The sequence below is a fragment of the Glycomyces buryatensis genome (assembly GCF_004912275.1).
In the GTDB taxonomy this organism is placed as follows: Bacteria; Actinomycetota; Actinomycetes; order Mycobacteriales; family Micromonosporaceae; genus Glycomyces; species Glycomyces buryatensis.
The window spans coordinates 14,028-37,431 of record NZ_STGY01000064.1 but is presented as its reverse complement, the minus strand read 5'-3'; the positions used below and the strand labels follow the sequence as shown (position 1 = coordinate 37,431).

Here is a 23,404-nt window from a genome sequence, read left to right as displayed (position 1 = left end):
GAAACGCGGGCGGGCGACACCCAGTCGCCCGCCCGCACCAACCCTTACACCCCCGCGCCCGCATCCGCACCACCTGCGCACCCGCACCACCTGCAAACCCGCGCCGTCCCGGCCCGGTTCGACGGCGCCGCGAAGATTTCTTCAAAAACTTTGTGTCGGGCTGTCGAAAACGAAACCCGCCGATCGACATGCAGGTGTAAGACGAAGTTCAAGCACCAACGCAGGAGATACACATGCGCACGCTCATTGTCACCGCTTTCGTTTCCCTCGACGGCGTCATGGAGGCCCCCGGCGGGGAGCCCGGGTACCGGAACACCGGCTGGACCTTCAAGACGGTGGAGTTCGACGAAGCAGCCTACGAGATCAAGACCCGCGAACAGGAGGAAGCCGGGGCCCTGCTGATGGGGCGCCGCTCGTATGAGGCGTTCGCGCCGGTGTGGCCGACCATGACCGAGGAGTTCGCGGGCTACAACGCGATGCCCAGATACGTCGTGTCGACCACGCTGGAAGAGGCGGACCCGCGCTGGCCCGCCACGATCCTGCGTTCGGTTGACGACGTCGCGAAGCTCAAGGAGACCGAGGGCGGACCCATCTCGGTGCACGGCAGCGCCGAGCTGGGTCAGAGCCTTGCCGATGCCGGCCTGGTCGACCGCTACCACCTGCTGGTCTTCCCAGTGCTGCTCGGAGCGGGAAAGCGCCTGTTCAGCAGCGCCGACAAGGATGCCACCAAGCTCAAACTGGTCGAGCACGAGACCTACTCGAACGGCATCCAGAAGCAGATCTTCGACGTCATCCGATAGACGGCGCGGGCACGGAGCACCCGCGGCTCACCTGGTCAGCCGCCGGTGCCCTGCCCGCGACAGTAGACTCGATCGATATGAGCGCCTCCCGGCTCTTGCGTGCCCTCGCAGATCTCGCCCCCGCCCCGAACCTGTCGAAGCAACGGCTGGTCCGCGACCAGCTGGGAAAGCAGTTCGCCTGGGGCAGTGCACTCGACTCCGTCGACCATGCCGGCGAACTCGAAAAGTACGACGAGCTTCACCGAGACGAGCGCCTGCTCCGGCAGGGCTGGGGCATCGTCATGGGGCGCACCGAGGTTGACGGCAAGATGCAGCGGGTCAGGGTTCCGCTCGTCAGTCGCCCGGTCCGGCTCAGGAGCGATCCGGCGAACAAGTCCGAGCAGCAGGTCATCCCCGCCGGAGACCTGGAAGTCCACGCCGCGCTCGCCGGCACCGAGTTCGGGTCCAAACTGGAGGATATCTTCGATCCCGAGCGCCGCGACGAGGTCATGGCGGACACCGCGTGGCTGCCGAAGGCCGCGGCAGCGGCCGGATTCAAGGGCGCCGCCGTCTGGCACATCCCGCCGCAGAGCGAACGGGACCGGCTCGTCGTGGTCCCTCGCGCCGTCGTCTACATCGCCCCGGAGACCATGCCCGCCCCGATCGCGGCCGGGCTTCGGGAATGGGCGAACCGGTCGGGCATCGAGGACACCGCGCTGGCCGCGATCTATGAGGCCGATGACGATGACTATGAGTCCGAAGCCGATGCGCGGGCCCCCTATTGCTCCCTGCCCCTCAGTCGGGAACAGGCCGCGGCTGTCGTCGGGGCCCGAACCGCCCCGGTCACCGTCGTTGCCGGTGCGCCGGGCTGCGGCAAGAGCCATACCCTCGCGGCGATCGCTCTCGACGCCATCGCCGCGGGCCGATCGGTTCTCATCGCCACCCAGTCCGTCCATGCCGCCGATGTGCTGGCCGACCTTCTCGACCGCAACCCCGGGCCTACGCCGGTCCACTTCGGAGATTCTGAGCGCCGCGAGCGGTTCCTCACCGCCCTCGGCACTGGCACCGGCAAGGGACACAAGGCCCGCGAGGTGGAGCGGCGCCGGCTGGCCGCCGCGGAGGCGGTGGAGTACGCCGGTCGCGTCGAGTCCGAGATCGCCGACTGGCTCGATCTGGAGACCCGGCGCGGCCGCGCCGAAGATCTGCCGCTGTTCCTTCTCGACGACTTCCCCGGGCTGCGCGAGGCCGACCTGGACGAGGCCGACGGGCTGCTGGCCCTCGCGGCCGAAATCGACCAGGGCGGCTGGTGGAACCGGTGGCGCGCCCGCCGCGCCGCGAAGCGGCTGCGGGTCCTCGCCGGCGGCGAAGGCAGCCCGACCGCGATCGCCCGAGCCGTGCGAGCCGCCCGCGACCAGCGCGGCGCCGCAAGGCTCGCCGCCGCCGGGGGCCTGCGACTGGCACCGTTGTGGCGAAGTCTCGAGGCCGCTGATGCCGAAGCGGCCGTTGCCATCGGGCAGTTGGCCAAGGTCGAGTCCGCGTCGGCCGAGCGGCGCGGCGGCACCGCCCGCCGGTCCGTCGCCTCGCTCGCCGCGGCACTGCGCCAAGGGAACCGGCCGCAGCGTCGCGCCCGTCTGGAGAAGGTCGGGGGTGCGACTCTATTGCGGGCCATGCCGTTGTGGATCGGGACGGTCGCCGACGTCGAGGACGTCCTGCCCGCTCATGCGGGCATGTTCGACCTGGTGATCTTGGACGAGGCCTCGCACATCAACCAGCTGCGGGCCGCTCCGGTGCTGGCCCGCGCCCGCCGTGCGGTGGTCGCCGGCGATCCCCGGCAGCTGCGCTTCGTCTCCTTCGCCAGCACCGCGAGGACCGATGAGGTACTGGAGCGCCATGGCCTGTCCGGGCGGGCCGGGCAATTGGACATCGGCAAGGTGAGCGCCTACGACCTGGCCTGCGGGGCGGGCCCGGTGGACGAGCTGACCGAGCACCATCGCAGTGTGCCCCATCTGATCGGGTTCTCGGCCGCGAAGTTCTACCACGGGCGCGTCAAACCGATCACCACGCATCCGCGCAACCATGACGCCGACGTGATCGCCGTCCACCGAGTCGAGGCCGCCGCTTCCGTGGACGGGGTGGTGGCGGCCGAAGTGGACCGATCGGTCGAGCTGCTGTCCGAGCTCGTGGAGTCGGGCGCGAAGAGCCTGGCGGTGATCAGCCCGTTCCGGGCGCAGGCCGAGGCGATCGAGGCGGCGATCCTGAATCGCTTTGACCTGGAGACGATTCGCCGCCACCGGATGCGGGCCGGGACGGTGCATGCGTTCCAGGGGAGCGAGGCCGAAACGGTCGTGGTCGCTCTCGGTGTGGCCGAAGGCGACTCGGCCGGGCGCCGCCGGTTCGCCGCCGGGGCTAACCTGTTCAACGTCATGATCACCAGGGCCAGAGACCATCTGCACGTGGTCACCGCGATCGGCGCCGCGGACGGGCTGATCGGGGAGTTCCTGCGGTACGCGGACCGGCCGCCGCGCGAACCGGGCGATGGCGAGGGGATCGGTGGATGGACGGCGAAGCTGGCCGACGCGCTGGAACTGGCGGAGGTGCCGGTGCGGCGGGCCTACCCGGTCGGGCACTGGACGGTCGACCTGGTGGTGGGCGAGGACGAACGGGCGATCGGCGTGATCGGCGCCGTCCACCCGGAAGGGCCGGCCGCGCATGCGGCGAGGCATCGGGCGCTGCGAAGGGCCGGGTGGCGGATCGTGGAGGCGTATCCGTCGGCGTACGGGGACGAACCCTCGCTGGCGGCGGTTGAAATCCTGTCGGACCTGGGCAGATCGGACCTGAGCAGGTAGGCAGCGGATTCAGGGTTGCTTCGGGGCTGCTCAGGCGGTTGCGATGCAGGTCGTCCGCTCAGCGGTTCAAGGGATCAGCACCACATACTCGCGCAAGACGCGTTCGAAGCCGGTGGGGATGCCGATCTCCACGATGACCTCGTTGAAGTCCTGGTACGGACCGACGTGTTCGACCCGGTCGTGGACCTGCTTCGCCGTCGCGTCGGTGAAGCCCGGCAGGTCCCTCAGGATCTCTACCGGCACGTGGTTGAGGTCGATGAGGCCGCCGTCCTCGATGTCCCGCGGCAGGTCGGGGCGGCCGATGCCGATTCGCTTGGCGAGCATCGGGTCTTTCTCGATCGTCTGACGGCCTTTGTCGCGGAGCCGCAGGGCGTGGTCGAGCGCCGCACGGTTGGTCGGATCAGGGGAGGGTTCAATGGATTGCTTCTCGGCTCCCCAGACTCGGTTGCGGATCGCGAAGAGGTGACCACAAGCGCCGACGGTCGCGGTCAAGGCCGACAACGCCGCAAAGAGATTCAGCCAGCCGACCATGTCGCTGCCGTAGTTGGCCGCGGGCACGCAGAAGCCGAAGAATGCTGCCGTGTAGGCGATGAGAGGGATGACGGTCCCCGGCGCGGGGCGGCGTGAGGTGGCGACGCCGAAGGCGATCGGGGCACCCAGTCCGGGCAGCAGGATCGGCAGCAGCGCCCACCAGACCGAGGCCGCACCGGGACGGGAATCGGTAGGGGCTGACTCGATCAGCGCAGCGTTGTCAGCGGGCACGGTCGGTTCCGAGGGCATCGCCCGATGATATCCAGGCTATGCGCGAACCGGGGTCCGGCGACAGTGCCGCCGGACCCCGGTTCGCGTTCAGCTTTACCTGTCTACAGGCCCTTGATGACCTCGCGCATCAGGTTCGCGGTCTCGCTCGGGGTCTTGCCGACCTTGACCCCGGCGGCCTCGAGGGCCTCCTTCTTCGACTCGGCGGTGCCAGCCGAACCGGAGATGATGGCGCCGGCGTGGCCCATCGTCTTGCCCTCGGGCGCGGTGAAACCGGCGATGTAGCCGACGACCGGCTTCGTCACGTGGGCCTTGATGTACTCGGCCGCGCGCTCTTCGGCGTCGCCGCCGATTTCGCCGATCATGACGATCGCCTTGGTCTCGGGGTCCGCTTCGAACGCCTTGAGGCAGTCGATGTGGGTGGTCCCGATGACCGGGTCGCCGCCGATGCCGACGGAGGTCGAGAAGCCGATGTCCCGCAGCTCGTACATGAGCTGGTAGGTCAGCGTGCCCGACTTGGAGACCAGGCCGATGGGGCCGGCGTCGGTGATGTCGGCGGGGGTGATGCCCGCGTTCGACTTACCGGGGCTGGCGATGCCCGGGCAGTTCGGACCCACGATGCGGGTCTTGTTGCCCTTGGACTCGGCGTAGTTCCAGAAGACCACCGAGTCGTGAACCGGGATGCCCTCGGTGATCACGATGACGGTGCCGATCTCGGCGTCGACCGCCTCGAGGACGGCGGCCTTGCAGAAGGCCGGGGGCACGAACACCACGGAGGTGTCGGCGCCGGTCTCGGCGATGGCCTCCTGCACGGAGGCGAACACCGGCAGGCTCTGCCCGTCGAAGTCGACCTTCTGGCCGGCCTTGCGCGGGTTGACGCCGCCGACGATCTGGGTGCCGGCCTTGAGCATGCGGCGGGTGTGCTTCATGCCCTCGGAGCCGGTCATGCCCTGGACGATGACCTTGCTGTTCTCGTTGAGGAAGATGGCCACTGTTCTAAGCCTCCTGGTTCGCGAGCTCGGCGACCTTGTCGGCGGCCGCGTCCATCGTCTCGACGACGGTGATGAGCGGGTGGTTCGCGTCGGCCAGGATCTTGCGACCCGCCTCGGCGTTGTTCCCGTCGATGCGGGCCACCAGCGGCTTGTCGACGGTCTCGCCGCGGTCGGCGAGGGTCCCGAGCGCGCCGACGATGCCGTTGGCGACCTCGTCGCAAGCGGTAATGCCACCGAAGACGTTCACGAAGACGCTCTTGACCTGCGGGTCGGACAGGACGACCTCGAGGCTGTTGGCCATGACCGCGGCAGAGGCGCCGCCGCCGATGTCCAGGAAGTTGGCGGGCTTGACGCCGCCGTGCTTCTCGCCGGCGTAGGCGACCACGTCGAGCGTCGACATGACCAGCCCGGCACCGTTGCCGATGATGCCGACCGAGCCGTCGAGCTTGACGTAGTTGAGGCCCTGCTCCTTGGCGTGCTGCTCGAGCGGGTCGACGGCCGACTTGTCCTCGAACTCGGCGTTCTCGGCGTGACGGAAGTCGGCGTTCTCGTCGAGGGTGACCTTCGCGTCGAGCGCGAGGACCTTGCCCTCGGGAGTGCGGACGAGCGGGTTGACCTCGACCAGGGTGGCGTCTTCGGCGACGAAGGCGTGCCACAGCTTGACGAAGACGTCGACCAGCTGGTCGCGCAGGTCCTCGGGGAAACCGGCCTGATCGATGATCTGGTTCGCGATCTCCGGGGTGACGCCGACACCGGCGTCGATCGGAAGCTTCACGACCTTGTCGGGGTCGGTGTGCGCGACCTCTTCGATCTCCATGCCGCCCGCGACGGAGGCGATGCACAGGAAGGTGCGGTTCGCCCGGTCGAGTAGGTAGGAGAAGTAGTACTCGGAGTCAATGTCGGCCGTGACGGTCAGCATGACCTTCTCGACCGTGTGCCCCTTGATGTCCATGCCGAGGATGTTCGTGGCGTGGGTCTTGACCTCGTCCACGTTGTCGGCGAGCTTGACGCCGCCGGCTTTCCCTCGGCCGCCGACCTTCACCTGTGCTTTGACGACCACCCGGTCACCGAGGCGCTCAGCGAGCTCCACAGCCTCGGCGGGGGTGGTGGCGACGCCACCGTCCAGCACCGGCACGTCGTGCCGGGCGAACAGTGCGCGGCCCTGGTATTCATACAGATCCACTGTAGAGTCCGCTCCAGTAGCTAGTCTTCCTTGACCGGGTGGCCTGAGTCGATGATCGAGACAGGTGCCCGTTATCGCAGGGTAACGCGTAGGTGAGCGAAGCGGCCGGGTGACCGTGCGCGGGTGTGACGAGATCGAGGGTTTCACATCGAGAAAACCGGCCGGTGCGACGATTCCATGCCCGGATCCGAAATGTCGGACCCATCGGTCAGGGTTGTTGCCGGGGGTTCTCGGAACCGACACACCCGACCTCGGGTGGCGGTGACTCGGGGGCGGAATTCGAGGCGAAGAGGCGCGGCCGGGCACCCACGGGCATTACCGTCCGGTCGGCAGTGAGGTTTCGCGAACCTAAGGGCGGGGCCGGCCGCTCCTGAGCGCTGCCGTCAGCTCGGCGGCGAGGCTCAGCCGGGATAGTGGCGCGGACCTGGCGCCCCTGAGCATTACTGTCCGGTCGGCAGCGAGGCTTTAGTGAGCATAAGGGCGGGGACCGGACGCACCCCTCAGGCGTCCGGTCCCCTTTAGTCGGGAATCAGGCCCACCCCTCAATGGCCTGATCCCCTTTAGGCACGATGCCCTATCGCCACCCCTCAATCGACAGGGCATCGGCAGTTTGTGGCATGGCTCTATGAGCTATGCGATATCGCTTAGCGGTGGGCCGGAGCCCCGCTGCCGATGTGTCTCGCGCTGATTCGTACTGCGTCCGACACTTATAAGAACGACCGCCGCAGTCGGCCGGTTACGGTTTACCCAAAACTTTTTTTGCCAGCGCCGAATCAGCTGGTAGTAGCGCCGGATTCCGTTGCGGGGCGGCCGTTCTGGCCGGAGGCGACATGTTCGTTCACCCATTCGGCTATCGCCTGAGTCGAGGCCCCGGGACCGAAGGTCGCCGCTACTCCGGCTTCGCGGAGCGCGGCCGCGTCTTCTTCGGGAATGATGCCTCCGCCGAACACGACGATGTCGCGCGCATCGGCTTCGTCGAGTAGCCGCAGTACCCGCGGGAACAGCGTCATATGCGCGCCGGAGAGAATGCTCAATCCGATCGCGTCGGCGTCTTCGGCCAGTGCCGTCGCCACGACTTGCTCGGGGGAATTGTGCAGGCCGGTGTAGATCACTTCCATGCCCGCATCGCGTAGCGCTCTGGCCACGACCTTCGCACCGCGGTCGTGTCCGTCGAGCCCGACCTTCGCGACGACCACCCGGACCGGTGTGCGGTCCTGGGAATCGCGAGTTGCAGACATAGCTACCTCCTCGAATGCGGCCGCGGCGTCGTTGCCGCGGCCGTCATACGAAGGAGCTTAGTCGCGACCGGCCGGAGTGTGAAGCCTTAGCGGCCGTAGGGAGGCTGGCCTCCGGGCTGTCCAGGCTGTCCCTGCTGCGGGTATCCGGGCGGCGGGTAGGCGCCGGGCTGGCCGGGCTGCTGGCCGTAGCCGCCCTGGTGCGGGTATCCCGGCTGTGCGCCCATGGCGGGCGTGCCCTTGATCCAGGCGCTGGATTCCTTGTCCTTGATGTAGATGAAGGAGACGAAGCCGTAGATGCCGATGCCGAGGACCCCGGTCACCAGGGAGACGGCGGAGACGCCGCCGGCGCCGGGAACCCCGAGCGTGGTGAGCGCGCTGAGGACGACGAACACGGAGCCGACCGCGCCGATCATCATGAGGATGACGCCGGCCTGGCGAAGGCCGCTGGAGGCGATCTTGCCCTTCGGCAGCGCGTAGCCGTACCAGCCGAACGCCAGCGCGAAGAGAATGCCGAAGATGCCGATGACCACCGCGAAGCCATTGGCGCCCATCGCCATGCTCACGATGTTGCCGAGCACGCCGACGGCCGCGCCGATCATGGCCATGAGGCCGATGCGCACGACGCCTTGCGGGGCCGTGCCCTGCGGCGGGGCGGTCTGCGGCTGGGGCATCTGGCCCTGCTGGTGGGGGAGTTGGCCGGGTGGCGGCTGCTGGCCGTAGCCGGGCTGCTGTCCGTACGGCTGGGGTCCGGGCGGCGGCGAGTTCAGTTGTTGTCCGCCGAGCGGGTTGCCGGGCTGGCCTGCGGGTTGCGAGGCCGGCTGGAAGCCGGTCTGCGAGCCGCCCTGCTGCGGCATCACGGTGGTGTCGCCGAACATCTGCGGTGGGTCGGCCGGGCCGGTCGGGTTGCCGAGCGGGGACGGGGGCGGGGGCGGGACGGATCCGCCGCCGCCGGGGCCGCCGCCGACGCGCTTGATCTTCATGGTGCCGTCCAGGTTTTCTTCCTGGGGCTGTTGCGGTTCGGCCTTCGGCTGCGAGCCGGGCTTCAGCTTGAAGGTGCCGCCGTCGTCGTCTTCTGGCGGACGGTTTCCGGGGTCAGTCATCAGAACTACTCTCCATGCCGGTCAAGTCGTGACTTCTCTCAGTCCTCACCTTACCGACTGGAGCAAGAACGGAGGTGAACCGCCGCCGCGGGCGCATGAGGAAGGGCGATTCATGCGGCCGGTTCCGTTGGGCGTGAAGGGGAATCGGCACGTCGGGGTGGCCGTCGGCACGGGTGTGGGACCGGGTCGGGCGAGGCGCCGGTTCGGGACGGACCGCCGCGAATCGCCGCGTTGGCCCGGACGGGATCAGGCGAAGTGCTTGATCAGGACCGACTTGTGGGTCGGGCGGGCCTCGTCGAGGCGCTCCTGTCCGGCGGGGGTGAGCATGAGGAAGTTGGCGCGCCGGTCGTTGTCGCAGGCGGCCCGGGTCACGAGGCCGGCCTTCTCCAGGCGGGTGACGGTGCGCGAGAGGGCGCTCTGGCTCAGGTACATCCGGGCCTCGAGGTCCTTCATCTTGGCCTTGCCGTCTCCTCCGTGGCACTGCCCGCACAGTTCGAGGAGTACCTCGAACTCGCTGAGCCCCAAGGAATGTCGGGACTGGAGTTCGTTCTCCAGCTCGCAAGATGTGTTGTGGTACACACGCAGTGTCTCAGCCCACTTGTCACATACATTCGGCTCTGTTTTGACGTCCATGACCAGGAGATTACCATGTCAAGACATTTTATGTCAACTCATTAGATGTGTTGACATTGAATGCACGGGCATGTAACTTCATTCCCGTGACACTCACTGAAACGAAGCCCCAGACCCCCGACCGCGCCACAACTCCTTCACATGCCCCAAGCCGTTGGGGGCCAAAGCTTTGGGCCATCCTCCTCGTCGCCGGACTGGCGATGTTCCTGGACGCCCTCGACGTCTCCATGGTCGGCGTCGCGCTCCCGTCCATCGGCGCCGAACTCGGCCTCGACACCGCCAGTCTGCAATGGATCGTCAACGGCTACATCCTCGGCTACGGCGGGCTGCTGCTGCTCGGTGGACGCATGGCCGACCTGCTGGGACGCCGCCAGGTCTTCCTGGCCGCCCTGGTGGTCTTCGGACTCGCCTCCCTGGTCGGCGGGCTCGTCGACAACGAGGGCCTGCTCATCGCCAGCCGCATCGTCAAGGGCGTCGCCGCCGCGTTCACCGCCCCGGCAGCGCTGTCGATCATCACCACCACCTTCAAGGAAGGCCACGACCGCAACAAGGCCCTGTCGATCTTCACGGTCTTCGGCGCCACCGGTTACGCCTCCGGTCTGATCGTCTCCGGCCTGCTCACCGGCATCGACTGGCGGCTCACGTTCTACGTGCCCACCGTCGTCGTCGCGGCCGTCGTCATCGCCGCTTTCCTGGTGATCCCCAAGAGCGAAACCGAGCGCGGCCACATCGACTTCGGCGGCGCGGCCCTGCTCACCGGCGGCATGCTCGCCGCGGTCTACACGATCGTGACCGTCCCCGAGCACGGCTTCACCGCCTTCACGATCGCGACCACGGCCGCCGCGGTGGTCCTCCTCGGCTCGTTCCTGATCGTGGAGAACAAGATCAAGCAGCCCCTGGTCCGCCTGGGCATCCTGCGGGTCAAGTCGATCGTGCGGGCCAACCTCGCCGCGATGGCGATCTTCGGCTCCTACATCTCCTTCCAGACGATCGTGTCGCTGTACCTGCAGAACACGCTCGAATGGGACCCGCTGCCGATGGCGCTGGCGCTGGCCCCGGCCGGCATCATCGTCGCCATCCTGTCGCCGATCGCCGGCAAGTTCATCGACCGCTACGGCACCACGCCGATGATCATCGCCTCGATGAGCTCGTTCGTGCTCGGCTACCTCTGGTTCATCGTCCGGGGCGGCAACCCCGAGCCGGCGTACTTCATCGACTACCTGCCCAGCTTCCTGCTGCTGGGCCTGGGCTTCGCGCTCGGCTTCTCGTCGGTCATGGTGCAGGCCACCGAGGGCATCGACGACGACGAGCAGGGCCTGGCCTCCGGCCTGGTCCAGACCTCCGGCCAGATCGGCGGCGCGGTCGTCCTGGCGATCGCCACCGGCCTGATCTCCGGCGGCGTCGCCACCAACCTCGACCAGTACCGGCCCGGCCTCTACCTGGTCGCGATCGTCGCGATCATCGGACTCGCGGCCTCGGCCACGGCCCTGCTGAGCCGCCGCCAGGTCGCCCCCGAGGCCGCCTGAAACCGGTTCACGCTGACAACTGCATCAACTGGAGAGACGAAACCCCGTGGGGGCCACCGGCGCCGGTGGCCCCCACTGTCCTGCCTTCGAACCGCCTCCGCCCTCAGAGCGCGGCGGCGAGCACCCGCGTCGGCGGTTCCCGCAGCGCCCTTCGGGTGGGCGTCATCGTCGCCAGACAGGCGATCAATGCCGTCACGGCGATGATCGCCGGGATCACCCACAACGGCCCCTGCGGCCACGGCCGGTCCAGGAACACCAAGCCCAGCAACGACATCGGCAGCGCCGACACCGCCAGCCCGGCCGCCAGCGCCATGGTCGACAGCAGCGCCGCCTCCTTGCGGACCATCGCCCGCACCTGCCGCGGCGTCGCACCGACGATCCGCAGCGCCGCGAATTCGCCGCGCCGCCTCGCCGTCGCCGCCGAGGACGGCGAAGAACACGGCGACGAGCGAGCCGATGTGGCTGCGGGCCATCGAAACCCCAGGACCCGCCATGCCCCGGCTCACGCGCGGGCCCCGCGCAGGTGGGTGAGGCGGCGCGCGAGCTCATCGGCGGTGGGCCGGTCGAAGTACTGGTCGATGCGGCCGTCGGCGACGACGGCGGTGGCGTGGGCGCGGGCGGCCGCGTTCGGGTCGTGGGTGACCATGACGACGGTCTGCCCCAGCTCGTCGACGAGGTCGCGCAGCAGGTCGAGGACCTCGGCGGCGGTGCCTGAGTCGAGTGCGCCGGTCGGTTCGTCGGCGAAGACGACCTCGGGCCGGGCCGCGAGCGAGCGGGCGATCGCGGCCCGCTGCTGCTGGCCGCCGGACAGCCCGCCGGGGCGCCGGTGCAGCAGGTCGCCCAGGCCGATGCGGTCGACCAGGGACCGCAGCCACTGCTTGTCGGCGTCGGTTCCGGCCAGGCGCAGCGGCAATGTGATGTTCTCTTCCACCGTCAGCGACGGCAGCAGGTTGTAGGCCTGGAAGACGAAGCCGATCCGGCTGCGGCGCGAGCGGGTCCGCTGAGTCTCGGACAGGTGCGCGATGTCGGTGCCCCCGATGCGGATCTCACCGGAATCGGGGGAGTCGAGCCCGGCGGCGCAGTGCAGGAGCGTGGACTTCCCGGAGCCGGAGGGGCCCATGATCGCCAGGAACGAGCCGCGCGGGACCTGGAGCGAGACGTGGTCGAGGGTCTTGTGGGCGCCGTCGTAGGTCTTGGTGACGTCGCGCAGGAGCAGGGCCAGCGGCCGGGTCGGATCCTCGTGCAGGCCCGGGCGGGGCTTGGTGAGCGTCGTCATCGGGTGCTCCTACCCCGGATGAAGCGGACGATGAGGGCGATCCCGGCGACGACGGTGACAGCGCCGAACGGGATCGCGAGCATTTCATCCCCGGCCATCTGGAATCCGGAATTGAAGACGGCGCCGACGATCAGGGCGACCCACAGGAGCTTGTCGACGGGACTGGTGCGCCGCCGCGGCTCGGGCGGGGCCGGCGGCGGGGCGTCGGTGAGGCGGTACTGGTCGTTCACGGTGTTCCTCGCTTCGAATCGGATGTCTCCGACGCTATGGCGAAAACCGCTGGTGCCCAATGCAGCCGACTGGCCTATTGGGGGTGGGGGCAGCGGCAGGGCGTGAGGTACAGCCAGCTGCACCGACGATCCGGAAATCCCCGGGTACGTTTCTGGTGCGACACCAAAACGGAGGATGACATGGCAGGTGAGGGATCCGGACGGCTGCGCTCGTTCCTGCGCGAGACGCTGCGCCCCACCGACGAGAAGACCGACCTGCGCTCGCTCCTGCTCGCGTCGCTCCGCGCCACCGGCTACGGCCTCGTCGGCGCCGGCTTCGGCATCCTCGCGCTCTACTCGATCCCGATCATGCTGCTCGTCGGCGTCCTCGCGCTCCTCGGCGTCGGCCGCCCGCTGCTCGGCCCCACCATGCGGTGGGTGCGGATCCTCTCCGACCTGGAACGACGCCGCCTGCGGCGCCTCGGCCACGTCCTCGACTCGCCCTACGCGATACCCGGGACCTCAGAGGAGACCGAGACCGGCACGACGTTCCGCGAGATCGCCACCGACCCCGCCGCGCGCCGCGACCTGTCCTGGCTGCTGCTGCACGGCACCTGGGGCCTCATCATCGGCGCGCTGCTGTTCCAGATGCCGTACACGTCGGTCCACGACGTCACCTACCCGCTGTGGTGGTACTTCGTCCCCGACTCCGAGCAGTCCCTGCTCAACGGCCTGCTCGCGGCCCAGACTCCCTCGGGCGCGCTCCTCGGCTGCGCCACCGGCATCGCCGTGTTCGCCCTGTGGCTCCTGTTCGGCCCCAAGCTGCTCGACCTGCAAGCCAGGCCCGGCGTGAACCTCCTCGGGCCCGACCCGGACGCCGACCTGTCCGAACGCGTTGCCCGACTGACCGCGACGCGCGCCGCCGCGCTCGACGCCCACGCCATCGAACTGCGGCGCATCGAACGGGCCCTGCACGACGGCGCCCAGAACCGCATCGTCGGCGTCGCCGTCCTCATCGGAGCCGCCCGCCGCGAGATCACCCGCAACCCCGAACGCGCCGACGAGATCCTGGGCCGCGCCCAGGACACCACCGAAGACGCGCTCGCCGAACTGCGCGCCGTGGTCCGCTCGATCCTCCCGCCGGTCCTGGAGGACCGCGGCCTCACCGGCGCGCTCTCGGCCCTCGCCTCCGACTGCCCCGTCCCCTGCAAGGTCACCGTCGACGTGCCGGTGCGCTGCCCCGCGAGCGTCGAGGCCACCGCCTACTTCGTCGTCGCCGAATCGCTTACCAACGTGGCCAAGCACTCCCGCGCGACCAAGGCCGAGATCGAGGTGCGGCGCAAGGGGAATACGCTGCTGGTGGCCGTGACTGACGACGGCCGGGGCGGCGCCGAACTCGACGCCGGGTCGGGCCTCGCCGGCATCGTCCGCCGCGTCGAAGCGCTCGACGGCGGCGCGACCGTCCACAGTCCTGTCGGCGGCCCAACCGAGATCAGAGTGGAGCTGCCATGCGGATCGTGATCGCCGAGGACGACACCCTCCTGCGCGAGGGCCTGGGCCTGGTGCTGCGAGGCGAGGGCTTCGACGTCGTCGCCGCCGTCGACGGGCCCGAGGCGTTCCTCGCGGCCGTCGATGAGCACCGGCCCGACGTCGCCGTCGTGGACGTGCGCATGCCGCCCACCCACACCGACGAGGGCATCCGCGCCGCCGTCGCCGCCCGCAAGGCCCACCCCGACCTCGCCGTCCTGGTCCTGTCGGCCTACGTGGAGGAGAGCTTCGCGACCGACCTCCTCGCCGGAGGGGCCAGGCGCATCGGCTACCTGTTGAAGGAGCGGGTCGGCCGCGTCGACGCCTTCGTCGAAGCGGTCCACCGCATCGCCGGCGGCGGCACCGCCATCGACCCCGAGGTCGTCGCCCAGCTCTTCGCCCAACACCGCGGCGACGACGGCCTCGACCGTCTCACCCCGCGCGAAAGGGAAGTCCTCTCGGTCATGGCCGAGGGCCTCGGCAACGGCGCGATCGCCGGACGTCTGTTCATCACCGAGAACGCCGTCCACAAGCACATCCGCAATATCTTCTTCAAGCTCGACCTCGCCCCCGACGACGAGACCGACCGCCGAGTGGCAGCGGTCCTGCGCTACCTCGAACACGGCTGAGGACTGCCACCCGGTAAGGGCCGCCCGGCCGCGATCAGAACGAACGGAGCTGCTTCGCGAGCCGCGGGATGTCAACGGCCGCCACCGTCCACAGCAATTCGAGATCGACATCGAAATAGCTGTGCACCACCCGGTTGCGGGTGGCGACGATCTGCCGCCACGGGATCTCGGGGTGCGCCTCAGTCACCTCCGGCGATAGCCGATTCGCGGCCTCGCCGATGATCTGGACAAGATGGACGATCGCCAACTGCGCGTACTCGTCGGCGTCGAAGGCGTCACGGCCCTCAACTACCTTGCGGTGGATCTTCTCGGCGGCGTCCAGGATGTCCGCCAGTCGTTCACTGTCGTCTCTCACAGGCGGATCGCTTCCGCCGCGACCCGGTCGCGGATACGCGCCTTGAGACCGGGGACGGTCGACACCTCGGTGTACACGCCGAGCAGCTGTTCGACGTCGAGAGCGAATCCCGCCATGTCGAAGTAGCCACGGCCGGGGGAGACGTCGACCAGTAGGTCCAGATCGCTATCGCTGTCGGCTTCGCCGCGTGCGACCGAACCGAACACCCGAATGTTGGTGATGCCGTACCGTTCGCCGATTCGCGCCAGTTCGTCGCGTCGCGTTCGCAGCTCGGCGACCGTCACGCGCCGTCGCCGCGCGGGTTGGTCAATGGCCATCGGATCGCCCCCTTCGCCCGGCGATAATACCGTGCCTCGGGGGCGGCAGCGTCCTCCGAGAGCGAGTCAGTCGCCGGTATGGTGCTTCCACATGCCGCGCTTCTCGGCCTTCGCCAACCGCTCGGCCTTGCGGAGCGTGTCGCCGATCGTCAGCTCCTGGTGGCCCAGGATGTACGTGTGCGCCATGCCCTCGGCGACAGCGAGCACCGCGTAGTTCATGCCGTTCTCCATCACCACATGCATCAGCAGGCGATCGTATTGGTCGCGAACCGCATCTCCGGGGTCGGCGAAGAGATGCAGGGTCCGGCCCTCCAGCTTCTCCTTCGCGTAGGCCTTCGACTCGGCGCCCCAGTCCTCCTCGTCGCGGAACCCGCCCGACTCGGGGGAGTTGATCCCCATGATGCGCACGCGGGTCTTCTCACCGTCGATGATCGCGCGGAACGTGTCCCCGTCGACCACCTCGTACGCCTCCACCGTCGCGTAGAAGTCGCCCGGACCTTCCATATCGGCCTCCAGTTTCATGGCCCGGCCCTCGCGGCCGAACCTGCCAGATCATCCTCGCATTGCACGCACCGCGATCGGCTCCTCGCACCATCCGGTCCGCTTGCGCTGCATCCGGCACCTCAGGCGCCGTTATGACAGACTGGGCGACGTGGAAGAACGACCGAGCAAGCGGACCGTCACCGTCACCTCCGGGCAACGGGACACTGTGGTCGTCGATCCTGCGAACCGCCCGGGCCCCTCCCGCCGCCCCCGCGCCCTGGTCGCCTCCGCGCTGGCCACCGTCGTGTGGTGCGCTACTTGCGTCTTCACCCCGATCGTCGTCATCGTCATCGGCGCCTGGTGGCTCGCCGGAGCCGAAGGGTCCGTTGGCAACGTGGTCGCCGCCGCGGCCGTCGCCTGGCTCGCCGGGCACGGCATCGGCGCCGACATCGCCGGGCTGCACCTGACCGTGCCGCCGCTGGCGATCACCATCGTCATCGTCTGGCGCCTGTCGAAGGCCGCCGCCGCCACGACCCGCGCCATCGGCGGCCGCGACGCCGCCGCCGTCCGGGCCGCCGCCGGACTCGTCTCCATCCTCTATATCGGACTCGTCGTCGGGACGGCCGCGCTCGCCTCCACCGGGCCGTTCGCCGTGTCCGTGCCCGCCGCGCTCGCCCACGTCGCTCCCCTGGCGATCCTCGCCTGCGCCTACGGATCCGCCCGCGAAGCCGGGGTCCTGCCGTGGGAACGGTCCTCGGTGTGGCTGCGGCGCGGCCTGCGCACCGGACTGCTCGTCACCGGCGCCCTGCTCTCCTGCGGCGCCGCCGGCGTCGGCATCGCCATCGCCGTCCGCGGCCCGGCCGTCGCAGACACTCTGCGGCTGTATGGAGACGACGCCTGGGCCGTCGCCCTGCTGTGCCTGCTGTTCCTGCCCAACCTCGCGATCTGGGCCGCCGCCTACATCGCCGGGCCCGGCTTCGACATCGGCGAGGCCACGCATGTCACCGCCGAAGCGGTCGACCTCGGCCCGCTCCCGGCCTTCCCGATCTTCGCCGCCGTCCCCACCGGCCCGCTCCCCAACAGCGCTACCATCCTCATCGGACTTCCGCTGATGCTGGCGGCCGTCTTCGGTGTCGTCCTCACCTACCGCTCGCCCGACCTGCGCATTCCGCGCGTCGCGACCGCCGCGATCGTCGCCGCCGGGACCGCCGCGCTCACCCTGGCCGGCCTCGCCTACCTCTCCGGCGGCGCGGCCGGGACCGGGCTGCTCGCGCAGATCGGGCCGAACCCGCTCTCCGTGGCCGGGTTCGGCGGCGTCCAGATCCTCGTCGGCCTCGTCGGCGGGGCGCTCGTGGCCCGCCTGTTCGCCGTCCACCGGCGCGCCGCCGAGGCCGAGCTCGTGCGCAGGGACACGGTGGTCATCCCCGAGCCGTCGCCCGCCCGCGACGAGGGGTTATGGTGCGGGCGTGACCTCGACTTCGAAGCGCCTCGTCGTGCTCGTCTCCGGCTCCGGTTCCAACCTCCAGGCGCTCATCGACGCCTGCCGAGACCCCGAGTACGGGGCCGAAGTGGTGGCCGTCGGGGCCGATCGCGAGGGCATCCTCGGGCTCAAGCGAGCCGAGGACGCCGGCATCCCCACCTTCGTGCACAAGGTGAAGGACTTCGACACGCGCGACGCTTGGGACGAGGCCCTGACCGGCACCGTCGCCTCGTTCGAACCCGACATCGTCGTCTCGGCCGGCTTCCTGAAACTGTGCGGGCCCAGGTTTCTCGCGGCCTTCCCCGGCCGGTACATCAACACCCACAACTCGCTCCTGCCGGCGTTCCCGGGCATGAACGGGCCCGGCGAGGCCCTGGCCGCGGGCGTGAAACTCGCCGGCGCGACCCTGTTCATCTGCGACGACGGCGTCGACACCGGCCCGATCCTCGCTCAGTGCGCCGTCCCGGTCGAGTTCGACGACACCGTCGAGACCCTCACCGAGCGCATCAAGGAGGCCGAGCGCGCCCAACTGGTCGAATCGGTCGGCCGCATGGTCCGCGAAGGCTGGACCGTGGAGGACCGCCGCGTCAGGTTCGGCTGACCCGCCCGTGAACCCCGCACCCCTCGCGGCGGCCCCACTGGCCGTCAACGCCCTCGAATCGGCGACCGTCGTCGTCTCCATCGCCCTGCTGCCCTTGGCCCTCAGCCTCGTCTGGGCCTTCGCCGCCGCCCGCGTCCGCGCCGGGCGCGAGCCGCGATCGGCCTGGCGCGCCTCGATCGCGGAGGTCGGCATGGTCGCCGGGACCCTGCCGTGGCTGCTGCTGGTGCTCACGCCCCGCGAGGGCGCCGGCGCCGTGCAGCTCATCCCGCTGGTGGACCTGGCCGAACTCGCCGCCGCCGACCCCCGCACCATCGTGGAGCAACTGGTCGGCAACCTCATCCTGTTCGCCGCCGCCGCCGGCTGCTTCGCGCCCATTCGCTTCCCGATCGGACTGGGGACCGTCGCGCTGTGGGCCGCGTTGGGCTGCACCGCGGTCGAGGCCGCGCAGTACCTCTTCGGCACCGGCCGGGTCGCCTCGGTCGACGACATCCTCCTCAACACCCTCGGCGCGGTCCTCGCCGCGCTGGCCTCCAGGCGCTGGTGGCGGGCTTCACGGGAGCCGAACGACGCCTCAGCCGCCGTTCAGGACGCCGTGTTATCGTCGGTGCTGTCGCGACTGGCGAGGACGTTTTCGAAGTTTCCCGTGGCACGGACCGGGCAGCTCGTTGTTGAGGGGGAACTCCCGAGGACGTTCGCAGGTGGAGCACCACCAGGGAGCGGCACTGCAAACCTGTTACTGCGGTCGAACGCCTGGGCCGCAGTCATTACTCGACCAGGAGCAGTGCACACATGTCCGAGCGCAAGCTCATCCAGCGAGCCCTCATCTCCGTCTTCGACAAGACCGGGATCGTCGATCTGGCCCGCGACCTCCAAGCTTCAGGCGTCGAACTCGTCTCGACCGGTTCGACCGCGGCCCGCATCGCCGAGGCCGGCATCCCGGTGACGAAGGTCGAGGACCTGACCGGGTTCCCCGAGATCCTCGACGACCGCGTCAAGACCCTCCACCCGAAGGTCCACGCCGGCATGCTCGCCGACGTGCGCCGCTCTTCCCACCGAGACCAGCTCGCCGAGCTGGGCATCGCGGCGTTCGACCTGCTGGTCGGCAACCTCTACCCGTTCGCGCAGACCGTCGCCTCGGGCGCGGGCTTCGACGACATCGTGGAGAAGATCGACGTCGGCGGGCCCTCGATGGTCCGCGGCGCCTCCAAGAACCACGCGAACGTAGCCGTGGTGGTCGACCCGGCCGACTACGACACGATCCGCGAGGCCGTGGCCGCCGGCGGCACCACCGCCGCGCAGCGGCTCCGGCTGGCCGCCAAGGCCTTCGCGCACCTGGCCACGTACGACTCGGCGGTAGCCACCTGGCTGGCCGAGCAGGTCACCGAGCTCGACTTCGATGGCGCCGCGCTGCCGGACTTCGCGGCCGTTCCGATGTCCAAGCTCGCCGACCTGCGCTACGGCGAGAACCCGCACCAGGCCGCCGCGCTGTACGCCGCGCCGGGCGCGCCCGGGCTGGCGCAGGCCGAGCAGCTGCACGGCAAGGCCATGTCGTTCAACAACTACACCGACGCGGACGCGGCCTGGCGTGCGGCGCACGACTTCTCGGAGCCGTGCGTGGCGATCATCAAGCACGCCAACCCGTGCGGCATCGCCGTCGGCACCTCGATCGCCGCGGCGCACCGGCGGGCCCACGAGTGCGACCCGGTCAGCGCGTTCGGCGGCGTCATCGCCGCGAACGGCGAGATCGACGCCGAGGCGGCCGCGCAGATCGCGGAGATCTTCACCGAGGTCGTGGTGGCGCCGGGCTTCAGCGATGAGGCCGTGGCGATCCTGACCAAGAAGAAGAACATCCGGCTGCTGCGGGCGCCCGAATGGGTGCCCTCAGAGCTGGAGCTCAAGCCGATTTCCGGCGGGGTGCTGGCGCAGCGGCCCGACCGGATCGACGCGGACGGCGACGACCCGCGGTCGTGGACGCTCGCGACCGGCGAGGCCGCTGACGCGGCGACCTTGGCGGACTTGGCGTTCGCGTGGCGCGCGGTGCGCGCGGTGAAGTCGAACGCGATCCTGCTGGCCTCGGGCGGCGCCTCGGTGGGCGTCGGCATGGGTCAGGTGAACCGGGTCGACTCGGCGAAGCTGGCCGTGGAGCGCGCCGGCGAGCGCGCGACTGGTTCGGTGGCGGCCTCGGACGCGTTCTTCCCGTTCGCGGACGGCCTCCAGATCCTCATCGACGGGGGAGCGAAGGCGGTCGTCCAGCCGGGCGGCTCGGTCCGCGACGAAGAGGTCATCTCGGCGGCCAAGGAGGCCGGCATCACGATGTACCTCACTGGGACAAGGCACTTCACGCATTAACCCAGCGATTGCGAATGATCGGTCCGGCGGGGTCTTCTCGCCGGACCGTTCTTTTATGAAGCCCAGCTCACGCACGCACTCGGCACGTATCCCCACCGGTCGCCGCTGTAATTCACATAGGCCCACTGGCTCGTGGTCGCCCCGCACGCGCTGTACGTCTCGCCCTCGACCAGCCCGCACGAAGCGGTGTACGTCCTCCCGGCGATGACCGATCCGACCGTGCCTGCGGCGGTACCGGGCTCGGCCCAGACCGAGCGATTCTCGTCGGCGACCGCATCGCACGTCTGCGCGGCCTCGACCGACGGCCACGGCGAGCCGTCGTAGCCGGTGGTGGATTCGGCGGCGGAGGCAGAGGAGGCGACGCCGACGCTGAGTACGGCCGCGGCACCGGTCGCCATGAGGCCCAAAAGGATTCGTTTCACAATGCTCCCCATTTCGGAATCGTGATGCGGGATGGCCGCATCACGAAGAAGCATTCAGGAACCGGGCACCGGTGTCGAGAGCGGAACGAATTCGGTCAACTTTCTTACAGGAACCTGAGAATATTCCCAGGTCTAGACACTGGCGTTCCGCCAGGTGGGCAGACATGCAGGGTTCACGATAGGTTTGTTGCATGCAGATGCTCTGTCCGAAATGCCAGAACCTGATGAAACAGTACGAGCGAAACGGCGTTGTGGTCGACCAGTGCGGTGACTGCAAGGGGATCTTCCTCGACCGGGGCGAGTTGGAGCACCTGCTCGACGCCGAAGCGGCGTACAACTCCCGCGGTGCGGTCGCGCCGCCGCCCCCGCCGCCTCCGCGGGCCTATGACCCCCGTGACGACCGGCGCGACGACCGCCGGTACGACGACCGCCGCGGCTACGACGACCGGCGTCCCCGCGACGACGACCATCGCTACGACGACCGCCGTCGCGACGATCAGTACTACAAGAAGAAGAAGCGCAAGAGCGTCTTCGAAGACCTCTTCGACTTCTAGAGGGCGTTTGCGAACCCGCGATCGCGCCGGCCGCGACCGCACATTACGGTCGATAGATGAGACTCCTCATCTCCAGGATCGTCGCGGTCGCGGTCTGCGCTCCGCTCGCGGCTCAGCTCGCGTTCGACGCCGACTACCGGGCCGACAATATCTTCGCCATCCCCGACGCGATCGGCTGCGCCGTGCTGCTCGTGTCGGCGGTGCTGCCCGCGAAACGAGCGGAAGTCGGGCTCACCGCCGGACTCGGCTACATGGGCGGGGTGGTCATGGTCGCCGCTTTCGGCCGCATCGACAGCGGTGACACGTTCAATGCCGTGCTCAACTTCGTGATCGCGGCGGTCTTCACCGTCCTCGCGGCCTGGCACGTGCACGGTTTCAGGCGCCGCGGCGCGGGGGCCGCACCCGCCGCCGGATAGCGGCGGTTTTCACTGACCACGCAGCCCGCTCGACGCGGCTTCTCAAGCGCCGACGAGACCGAGTCCGCTCGACGCGGATTCAGGCGCCGCCGAGCTCGAATTCTCGTCGCGGCGTCCACGGCGTCGCCGTCTCGATCTCGACCGGGCTGTGCGCCGTCGGGTGCGTGTAGAGCGTGAACGCGTCGACCCGGAACTTCGCCTCGAAGTCGGCCAGTCCATTGAAGGCCGCGTCCAAGGCCGCGGTCCCCACGTTCTGCGCCACCGTCACGTGCGGGTGGTAGGGAAATCGCCGGTCCCGGAACGCCGGGCCGACGCGGATGGCCGCCTCGAGGCGCTCGCAGATCGCGATCCCCTCCGCCACCGCCGCGAAGACGACTTCCGTCACGGGCCGGAACGAACCCGTTCCCCGCAGATGCAGGGTGAACGGGGCCGTGGCGGCGGCGACGCCGGCCAACCGCCGCTCGAAGGCGCCCAGATCGTCGGCACCGATCTCGGTGGGGCCCAGGAGCGTCAGGTGCGCGGGCACCACTCCGCCGAGCGGGTCGCCGGAGGCCAGGCGCGCATCGTCCAGTACCTCGCGCCACGGCGACGGCACCGCGATCGCGACGCCGACCGTGACGATCGGCCGTTCGCCCGCCGGGCCGGGATCGTCCACTAAAGCGCCGCCGGAGCGAAGAAGCCGACCTTCTTATAGGCCTTCGCGAGCGTCCGCGACGCCACAATGCGGGCCTTCTCGGCGCCCCGCTCCAGGATCCGGTCGAGTTCGGCCTTGTCGGCCAGGAACTCCTTGGTCCTGGTGGCGATCGGGCCGATCGAGTCGGCCACGACCTCGGCCAGGTCGCCCTTGAAGTCGCCGTAGCCGCGCCCGGCGTACTCCGCCTCGAGCTTCTCGAAAGTGGTGTTGCCCAGTGCCGTGTAGATGTTCATCAGGTTCGACAGGCCCGGCTTGTTCTCGGGGTCGAAGCGGACCTCGGCGTCGGAGTCGGTGACGGCGCCCTTGATCTTCTTGCGCATCTGGTTCGGCTCATCGAGCAGGTACAGGCAGCCCTTGGGCGTCGAGGACGTCTTCGACATCTTCTTCGCCGGGTCGGTCAGGTCCTTGATCGTGGCCGTCTCCTTGACGATGTACGGGTCGGGCACGGTGAACGTCCTCCCGTACGTGCCGTTGAAGCGGATCGCCAGGTCGCGGCTCAGTTCCAGGTGCTGGCGCTGGTCCTCGCCGACCGGGACCTGGTCGGTCTGGTAGAGCAGGATGTCGGCCGCCTGGAGCACCGGATAGGTGAACAGCCCCACGGTTGTGCGTTCTTGTTTGGACGATTTGTCCTTGAACTGGGTCATCCGGCTCGCCTCGCCGAATCCCGTCTCGCAGCCCAGGATCCACCCCAGCATCGGGTGCTCGGGCACCTGCGATTGGACGAACAGCGTGCACCGCTCCGGGTCGAGCCCCAGGGCCAGCAGCTGCGCCGCGGAGACCCGGGAGCGCTCGTGCAATACCTTGGGGTCATGGTCCACGGTGATGGCATGGAGATCGACGACGCAGTAGAACGCGTCCGCCGTGTCCTGCAACGCCACCCACTGCCGCAGTGCCCCCAGGTAGTTCCCGAGGTGGAATGAGTCCGAGGTGGGCTGAATCCCCGACAGGACCCGAGGCTTGCGGTCGGTAGTGGTCATGGCTCGATTCTGACATCCGGGCTGCGGCGCTGGCCACCCGGTATTGCGGGGCGGGCCGA

At 69.2% G+C, this 23,404-nt stretch carries 25 protein-coding genes, 2 pseudogenes and 1 riboswitch; of the genes and pseudogenes, 11 read left to right on the top strand and 16 right to left on the bottom strand.

Annotated features, from left to right (window positions below; genetic code table 11):
• The first annotated feature begins 233 nt into the window (after window positions 1-233).
• Both FAB82_RS17160 and FAB82_RS17155 read left to right on the top strand, forming a co-directional pair.
• Window positions 234-800, top strand: a complete 567-nt coding sequence (locus tag FAB82_RS17160) for a dihydrofolate reductase family protein (protein ID WP_136535763.1) — start codon at window positions 234-236, stop codon at window positions 798-800.
• Between the two features lie 77 nt (window positions 801-877).
• The gene (locus FAB82_RS17155; protein WP_136535762.1) at window positions 878-3,625 is read left to right on the top strand and encodes a DEAD/DEAH box helicase; all 2,748 of its coding nucleotides are present in this window, start codon (window positions 878-880) and stop codon (window positions 3,623-3,625) included.
• A 66-nt stretch (window positions 3,626-3,691) separates the two neighbouring features.
• On the opposite strand, the gene FAB82_RS17150 is transcribed toward FAB82_RS17155, so the two are convergent.
• The 6 genes from FAB82_RS17150 to FAB82_RS17125 all read right to left on the bottom strand — a co-directional run bounded on the left by FAB82_RS17150 (window position 3,692) and on the right by FAB82_RS17125 (window position 9,476).
• On the bottom strand, window positions 3,692-4,405 hold the full coding sequence (locus tag FAB82_RS17150; protein WP_136535761.1) for a ComEA family DNA-binding protein: 714 nt from the start codon (window positions 4,403-4,405) through the stop codon (window positions 3,692-3,694).
• 83 nt (window positions 4,406-4,488) lie between these two features.
• Window positions 4,489-5,376, bottom strand: a complete 888-nt coding sequence (gene sucD / locus FAB82_RS17145) for a succinate--CoA ligase subunit alpha (protein ID WP_136535760.1) — start codon at window positions 5,374-5,376, stop codon at window positions 4,489-4,491.
• A 4-nt stretch (window positions 5,377-5,380) separates the two neighbouring features.
• Window positions 5,381-6,559, bottom strand: a complete 1,179-nt coding sequence (gene sucC, locus FAB82_RS17140; RefSeq protein WP_136535759.1) for an ADP-forming succinate--CoA ligase subunit beta — start codon at window positions 6,557-6,559, stop codon at window positions 5,381-5,383.
• A 773-nt stretch (window positions 6,560-7,332) separates the two neighbouring features.
• On the bottom strand, window positions 7,333-7,797 hold the full coding sequence (locus FAB82_RS17135; protein WP_136535758.1) for a cobalamin B12-binding domain-containing protein: 465 nt from the start codon (window positions 7,795-7,797) through the stop codon (window positions 7,333-7,335).
• Between the two features lie 86 nt (window positions 7,798-7,883).
• A complete protein-coding gene (locus tag FAB82_RS17130; protein WP_136535757.1) occupies window positions 7,884-8,897 on the bottom strand; it encodes an APC family permease in 1,014 nt (337 codons plus the stop codon).
• Window positions 8,898-9,143: 246 nt separating this feature from the next.
• Window positions 9,144-9,476 (bottom strand): MarR family winged helix-turn-helix transcriptional regulator, encoded by a 333-nt coding sequence (locus tag FAB82_RS17125; protein WP_246039689.1) that lies wholly within the window; start codon window positions 9,474-9,476, stop codon window positions 9,144-9,146.
• 140 nt (window positions 9,477-9,616) lie between these two features.
• Here FAB82_RS17125 and FAB82_RS17120 point away from each other — a divergent pair, with 140 nt between their 5' ends.
• The gene (locus tag FAB82_RS17120) at window positions 9,617-11,056 is read left to right on the top strand and encodes an MFS transporter (protein ID WP_246039688.1); all 1,440 of its coding nucleotides are present in this window, start codon (window positions 9,617-9,619) and stop codon (window positions 11,054-11,056) included.
• 103 nt (window positions 11,057-11,159) lie between these two features.
• Here FAB82_RS17120 and FAB82_RS28425 read toward each other — a convergent pair whose 3' ends face one another.
• The 3 genes from FAB82_RS28425 to FAB82_RS17105 are packed head-to-tail and all read right to left on the bottom strand — an operon-like array spanning window position 11,160 to window position 12,562.
• Window positions 11,160-11,540 (bottom strand): FtsX-like permease family protein, encoded by a 381-nt coding sequence (locus tag FAB82_RS28425; RefSeq protein ID WP_136535755.1) that lies wholly within the window; start codon window positions 11,538-11,540, stop codon window positions 11,160-11,162.
• An 18-nt stretch (window positions 11,541-11,558) separates the two neighbouring features.
• Window positions 11,559-12,332 carry an ABC transporter ATP-binding protein gene (locus tag FAB82_RS17110; protein ID WP_136535754.1) on the bottom strand — a complete coding sequence of 258 codons (774 nt, stop codon included), beginning with the start codon at window positions 12,330-12,332 and terminating at the stop codon, window positions 11,559-11,561.
• Window positions 12,329-12,562 carry a hypothetical protein gene (locus FAB82_RS17105; RefSeq protein ID WP_136535753.1) on the bottom strand — a complete coding sequence of 78 codons (234 nt, stop codon included), beginning with the start codon at window positions 12,560-12,562 and terminating at the stop codon, window positions 12,329-12,331. The genes FAB82_RS17110 and FAB82_RS17105 overlap by 4 nt, the downstream gene beginning before the upstream one ends.
• 180 nt (window positions 12,563-12,742) lie before the next feature.
• Here FAB82_RS17105 and FAB82_RS17100 point away from each other — a divergent pair, with 180 nt between their 5' ends.
• A complete protein-coding gene (locus tag FAB82_RS17100; protein WP_136535752.1) occupies window positions 12,743-14,062 on the top strand; it encodes a sensor histidine kinase in 1,320 nt (439 codons plus the stop codon).
• A complete protein-coding gene (locus FAB82_RS17095) occupies window positions 14,050-14,697 on the top strand; it encodes a response regulator transcription factor (protein ID WP_136535751.1) in 648 nt (215 codons plus the stop codon). The genes FAB82_RS17100 and FAB82_RS17095 overlap by 13 nt, the downstream gene beginning before the upstream one ends.
• Before the next feature lie 34 nt (window positions 14,698-14,731).
• On the opposite strand, the gene FAB82_RS17090 is transcribed toward FAB82_RS17095, so the two are convergent.
• The 3 genes from FAB82_RS17090 to FAB82_RS17080 all read right to left on the bottom strand — a co-directional run bounded on the left by FAB82_RS17090 (window position 14,732) and on the right by FAB82_RS17080 (window position 15,891).
• Complete coding sequence (locus tag FAB82_RS17090; RefSeq protein WP_136535750.1) at window positions 14,732-15,052, bottom strand: HepT-like ribonuclease domain-containing protein; 321 nt, start codon at window positions 15,050-15,052, stop codon at window positions 14,732-14,734.
• Window positions 15,049-15,369 carry a nucleotidyltransferase family protein gene (locus FAB82_RS17085; protein WP_136535749.1) on the bottom strand — a complete coding sequence of 107 codons (321 nt, stop codon included), beginning with the start codon at window positions 15,367-15,369 and terminating at the stop codon, window positions 15,049-15,051. Before FAB82_RS17085 ends, FAB82_RS17090 begins: the two co-directional genes overlap by 4 nt.
• A gap of 66 nt (window positions 15,370-15,435) precedes the next feature.
• A complete protein-coding gene (locus FAB82_RS17080; protein ID WP_136535748.1) occupies window positions 15,436-15,891 on the bottom strand; it encodes a thermonuclease family protein in 456 nt (151 codons plus the stop codon).
• Here FAB82_RS17080 and FAB82_RS28920 point away from each other — a divergent pair.
• Window positions 15,890-17,146 (top strand): annotated as a pseudogene (locus FAB82_RS28920) (cell division protein PerM); the annotation flags it as partial. The gene FAB82_RS17080 and the pseudogene FAB82_RS28920 overlap by 2 nt on opposite strands.
• A 172-nt stretch (window positions 17,147-17,318) precedes the next feature.
• Entirely contained in the window at window positions 17,319-17,933 is a 615-nt protein-coding gene (purN, locus tag FAB82_RS17075) for a phosphoribosylglycinamide formyltransferase (RefSeq protein WP_136535747.1), read from the top strand.
• On the opposite strand, the gene FAB82_RS28070 is transcribed toward purN, so the two are convergent.
• Complete coding sequence (locus FAB82_RS28070) at window positions 17,920-18,255, bottom strand: hypothetical protein (RefSeq protein ID WP_246039686.1); 336 nt, start codon at window positions 18,253-18,255, stop codon at window positions 17,920-17,922. The two genes, purN and FAB82_RS28070, sit on opposite strands and share 14 nt — an antisense overlap.
• Here FAB82_RS28070 and FAB82_RS28065 point away from each other — a divergent pair.
• Both FAB82_RS28065 and purH read left to right on the top strand, forming a co-directional pair.
• Window positions 18,157-18,402, top strand: a pseudogene (locus FAB82_RS28065) (VanZ family protein); the annotation flags it as partial. The gene FAB82_RS28070 and the pseudogene FAB82_RS28065 overlap by 99 nt on opposite strands.
• A gap of 133 nt (window positions 18,403-18,535) precedes the next feature.
• Window positions 18,536-18,696, top strand: a riboswitch (ZMP/ZTP riboswitch).
• A gap of 26 nt (window positions 18,697-18,722) precedes the next feature.
• Window positions 18,723-20,282, top strand: coding sequence for a bifunctional phosphoribosylaminoimidazolecarboxamide formyltransferase/IMP cyclohydrolase (gene purH, locus FAB82_RS17065; protein WP_136535746.1), 1,560 nt, complete (start codon window positions 18,723-18,725; stop codon window positions 20,280-20,282).
• Between the two features lie 53 nt (window positions 20,283-20,335).
• On the opposite strand, the gene FAB82_RS17060 is transcribed toward purH, so the two are convergent.
• Window positions 20,336-20,704 (bottom strand): hypothetical protein, encoded by a 369-nt coding sequence (locus FAB82_RS17060; RefSeq protein WP_136535745.1) that lies wholly within the window; start codon window positions 20,702-20,704, stop codon window positions 20,336-20,338.
• Between the two features lie 191 nt (window positions 20,705-20,895).
• Here FAB82_RS17060 and FAB82_RS17055 point away from each other — a divergent pair, with 191 nt between their 5' ends.
• Both FAB82_RS17055 and FAB82_RS17050 read left to right on the top strand, forming a co-directional pair.
• Window positions 20,896-21,258 carry a TFIIB-type zinc ribbon-containing protein gene (locus FAB82_RS17055; protein ID WP_136535744.1) on the top strand — a complete coding sequence of 121 codons (363 nt, stop codon included), beginning with the start codon at window positions 20,896-20,898 and terminating at the stop codon, window positions 21,256-21,258.
• Between the two features lie 56 nt (window positions 21,259-21,314).
• Window positions 21,315-21,674: a hypothetical protein gene (locus FAB82_RS17050; RefSeq protein ID WP_136535743.1), complete on the top strand. Its 360-nt coding sequence runs from the start codon at window positions 21,315-21,317 to the stop codon at window positions 21,672-21,674.
• A 79-nt stretch (window positions 21,675-21,753) separates the two neighbouring features.
• Here the strand turns inward: FAB82_RS17050 and FAB82_RS17045 are convergent, their stop codons facing one another.
• Both FAB82_RS17045 and trpS read right to left on the bottom strand, forming a co-directional pair.
• Window positions 21,754-22,329: a 2'-5' RNA ligase family protein gene (locus FAB82_RS17045; protein ID WP_246039685.1), complete on the bottom strand. Its 576-nt coding sequence runs from the start codon at window positions 22,327-22,329 to the stop codon at window positions 21,754-21,756.
• Complete coding sequence (gene trpS, locus FAB82_RS17040) at window positions 22,329-23,345, bottom strand: tryptophan--tRNA ligase (RefSeq protein ID WP_136535742.1); 1,017 nt, start codon at window positions 23,343-23,345, stop codon at window positions 22,329-22,331. The genes FAB82_RS17045 and trpS overlap by 1 nt, the downstream gene beginning before the upstream one ends.
• Window positions 23,346-23,404: the final 59 nt, after the last annotated feature.

What these genes read in the sequence shown, in the direction of transcription:
- FAB82_RS17135 (WP_136535758.1), bottom strand. Translation starts at nt 7,797, where the DNA reads ATGTCTGCAACTCGCGATTCCCAGGACCGCACACCGGTCCGGGTGGTC.
- FAB82_RS17150 (WP_136535761.1), bottom strand. Translation starts at nt 4,405, where the DNA reads ATGCCCTCGGAACCGACCGTGCCCGCTGACAACGCTGCGCTGATCGAG.
- FAB82_RS17100 (WP_136535752.1), top strand. Translation starts at nt 12,743, where the DNA reads ATGGCAGGTGAGGGATCCGGACGGCTGCGCTCGTTCCTGCGCGAGACG.
- FAB82_RS17110 (WP_136535754.1), bottom strand. Translation starts at nt 12,332, where the DNA reads ATGACGACGCTCACCAAGCCCCGCCCGGGCCTGCACGAGGATCCGACC.
- FAB82_RS17095 (WP_136535751.1), top strand. Translation starts at nt 14,050, where the DNA reads ATGCGGATCGTGATCGCCGAGGACGACACCCTCCTGCGCGAGGGCCTG.
- trpS (WP_136535742.1), bottom strand. Translation starts at nt 23,345, where the DNA reads ATGACCACTACCGACCGCAAGCCTCGGGTCCTGTCGGGGATTCAGCCC.
- FAB82_RS17130 (WP_136535757.1), bottom strand. Translation starts at nt 8,897, where the DNA reads ATGACTGACCCCGGAAACCGTCCGCCAGAAGACGACGACGGCGGCACC.
- FAB82_RS17085 (WP_136535749.1), bottom strand. Translation starts at nt 15,369, where the DNA reads ATGGCCATTGACCAACCCGCGCGGCGACGGCGCGTGACGGTCGCCGAG.
- FAB82_RS17050 (WP_136535743.1), top strand. Translation starts at nt 21,315, where the DNA reads ATGAGACTCCTCATCTCCAGGATCGTCGCGGTCGCGGTCTGCGCTCCG.
- FAB82_RS17055 (WP_136535744.1), top strand. Translation starts at nt 20,896, where the DNA reads ATGCAGATGCTCTGTCCGAAATGCCAGAACCTGATGAAACAGTACGAG.
- FAB82_RS17155 (WP_136535762.1), top strand. Translation starts at nt 878, where the DNA reads ATGAGCGCCTCCCGGCTCTTGCGTGCCCTCGCAGATCTCGCCCCCGCC.
- FAB82_RS17160 (WP_136535763.1), top strand. Translation starts at nt 234, where the DNA reads ATGCGCACGCTCATTGTCACCGCTTTCGTTTCCCTCGACGGCGTCATG.
- purH (WP_136535746.1), top strand. Translation starts at nt 18,723, where the DNA reads ATGTCCGAGCGCAAGCTCATCCAGCGAGCCCTCATCTCCGTCTTCGAC.
- FAB82_RS17080 (WP_136535748.1), bottom strand. Translation starts at nt 15,891, where the DNA reads ATGAAACTGGAGGCCGATATGGAAGGTCCGGGCGACTTCTACGCGACG.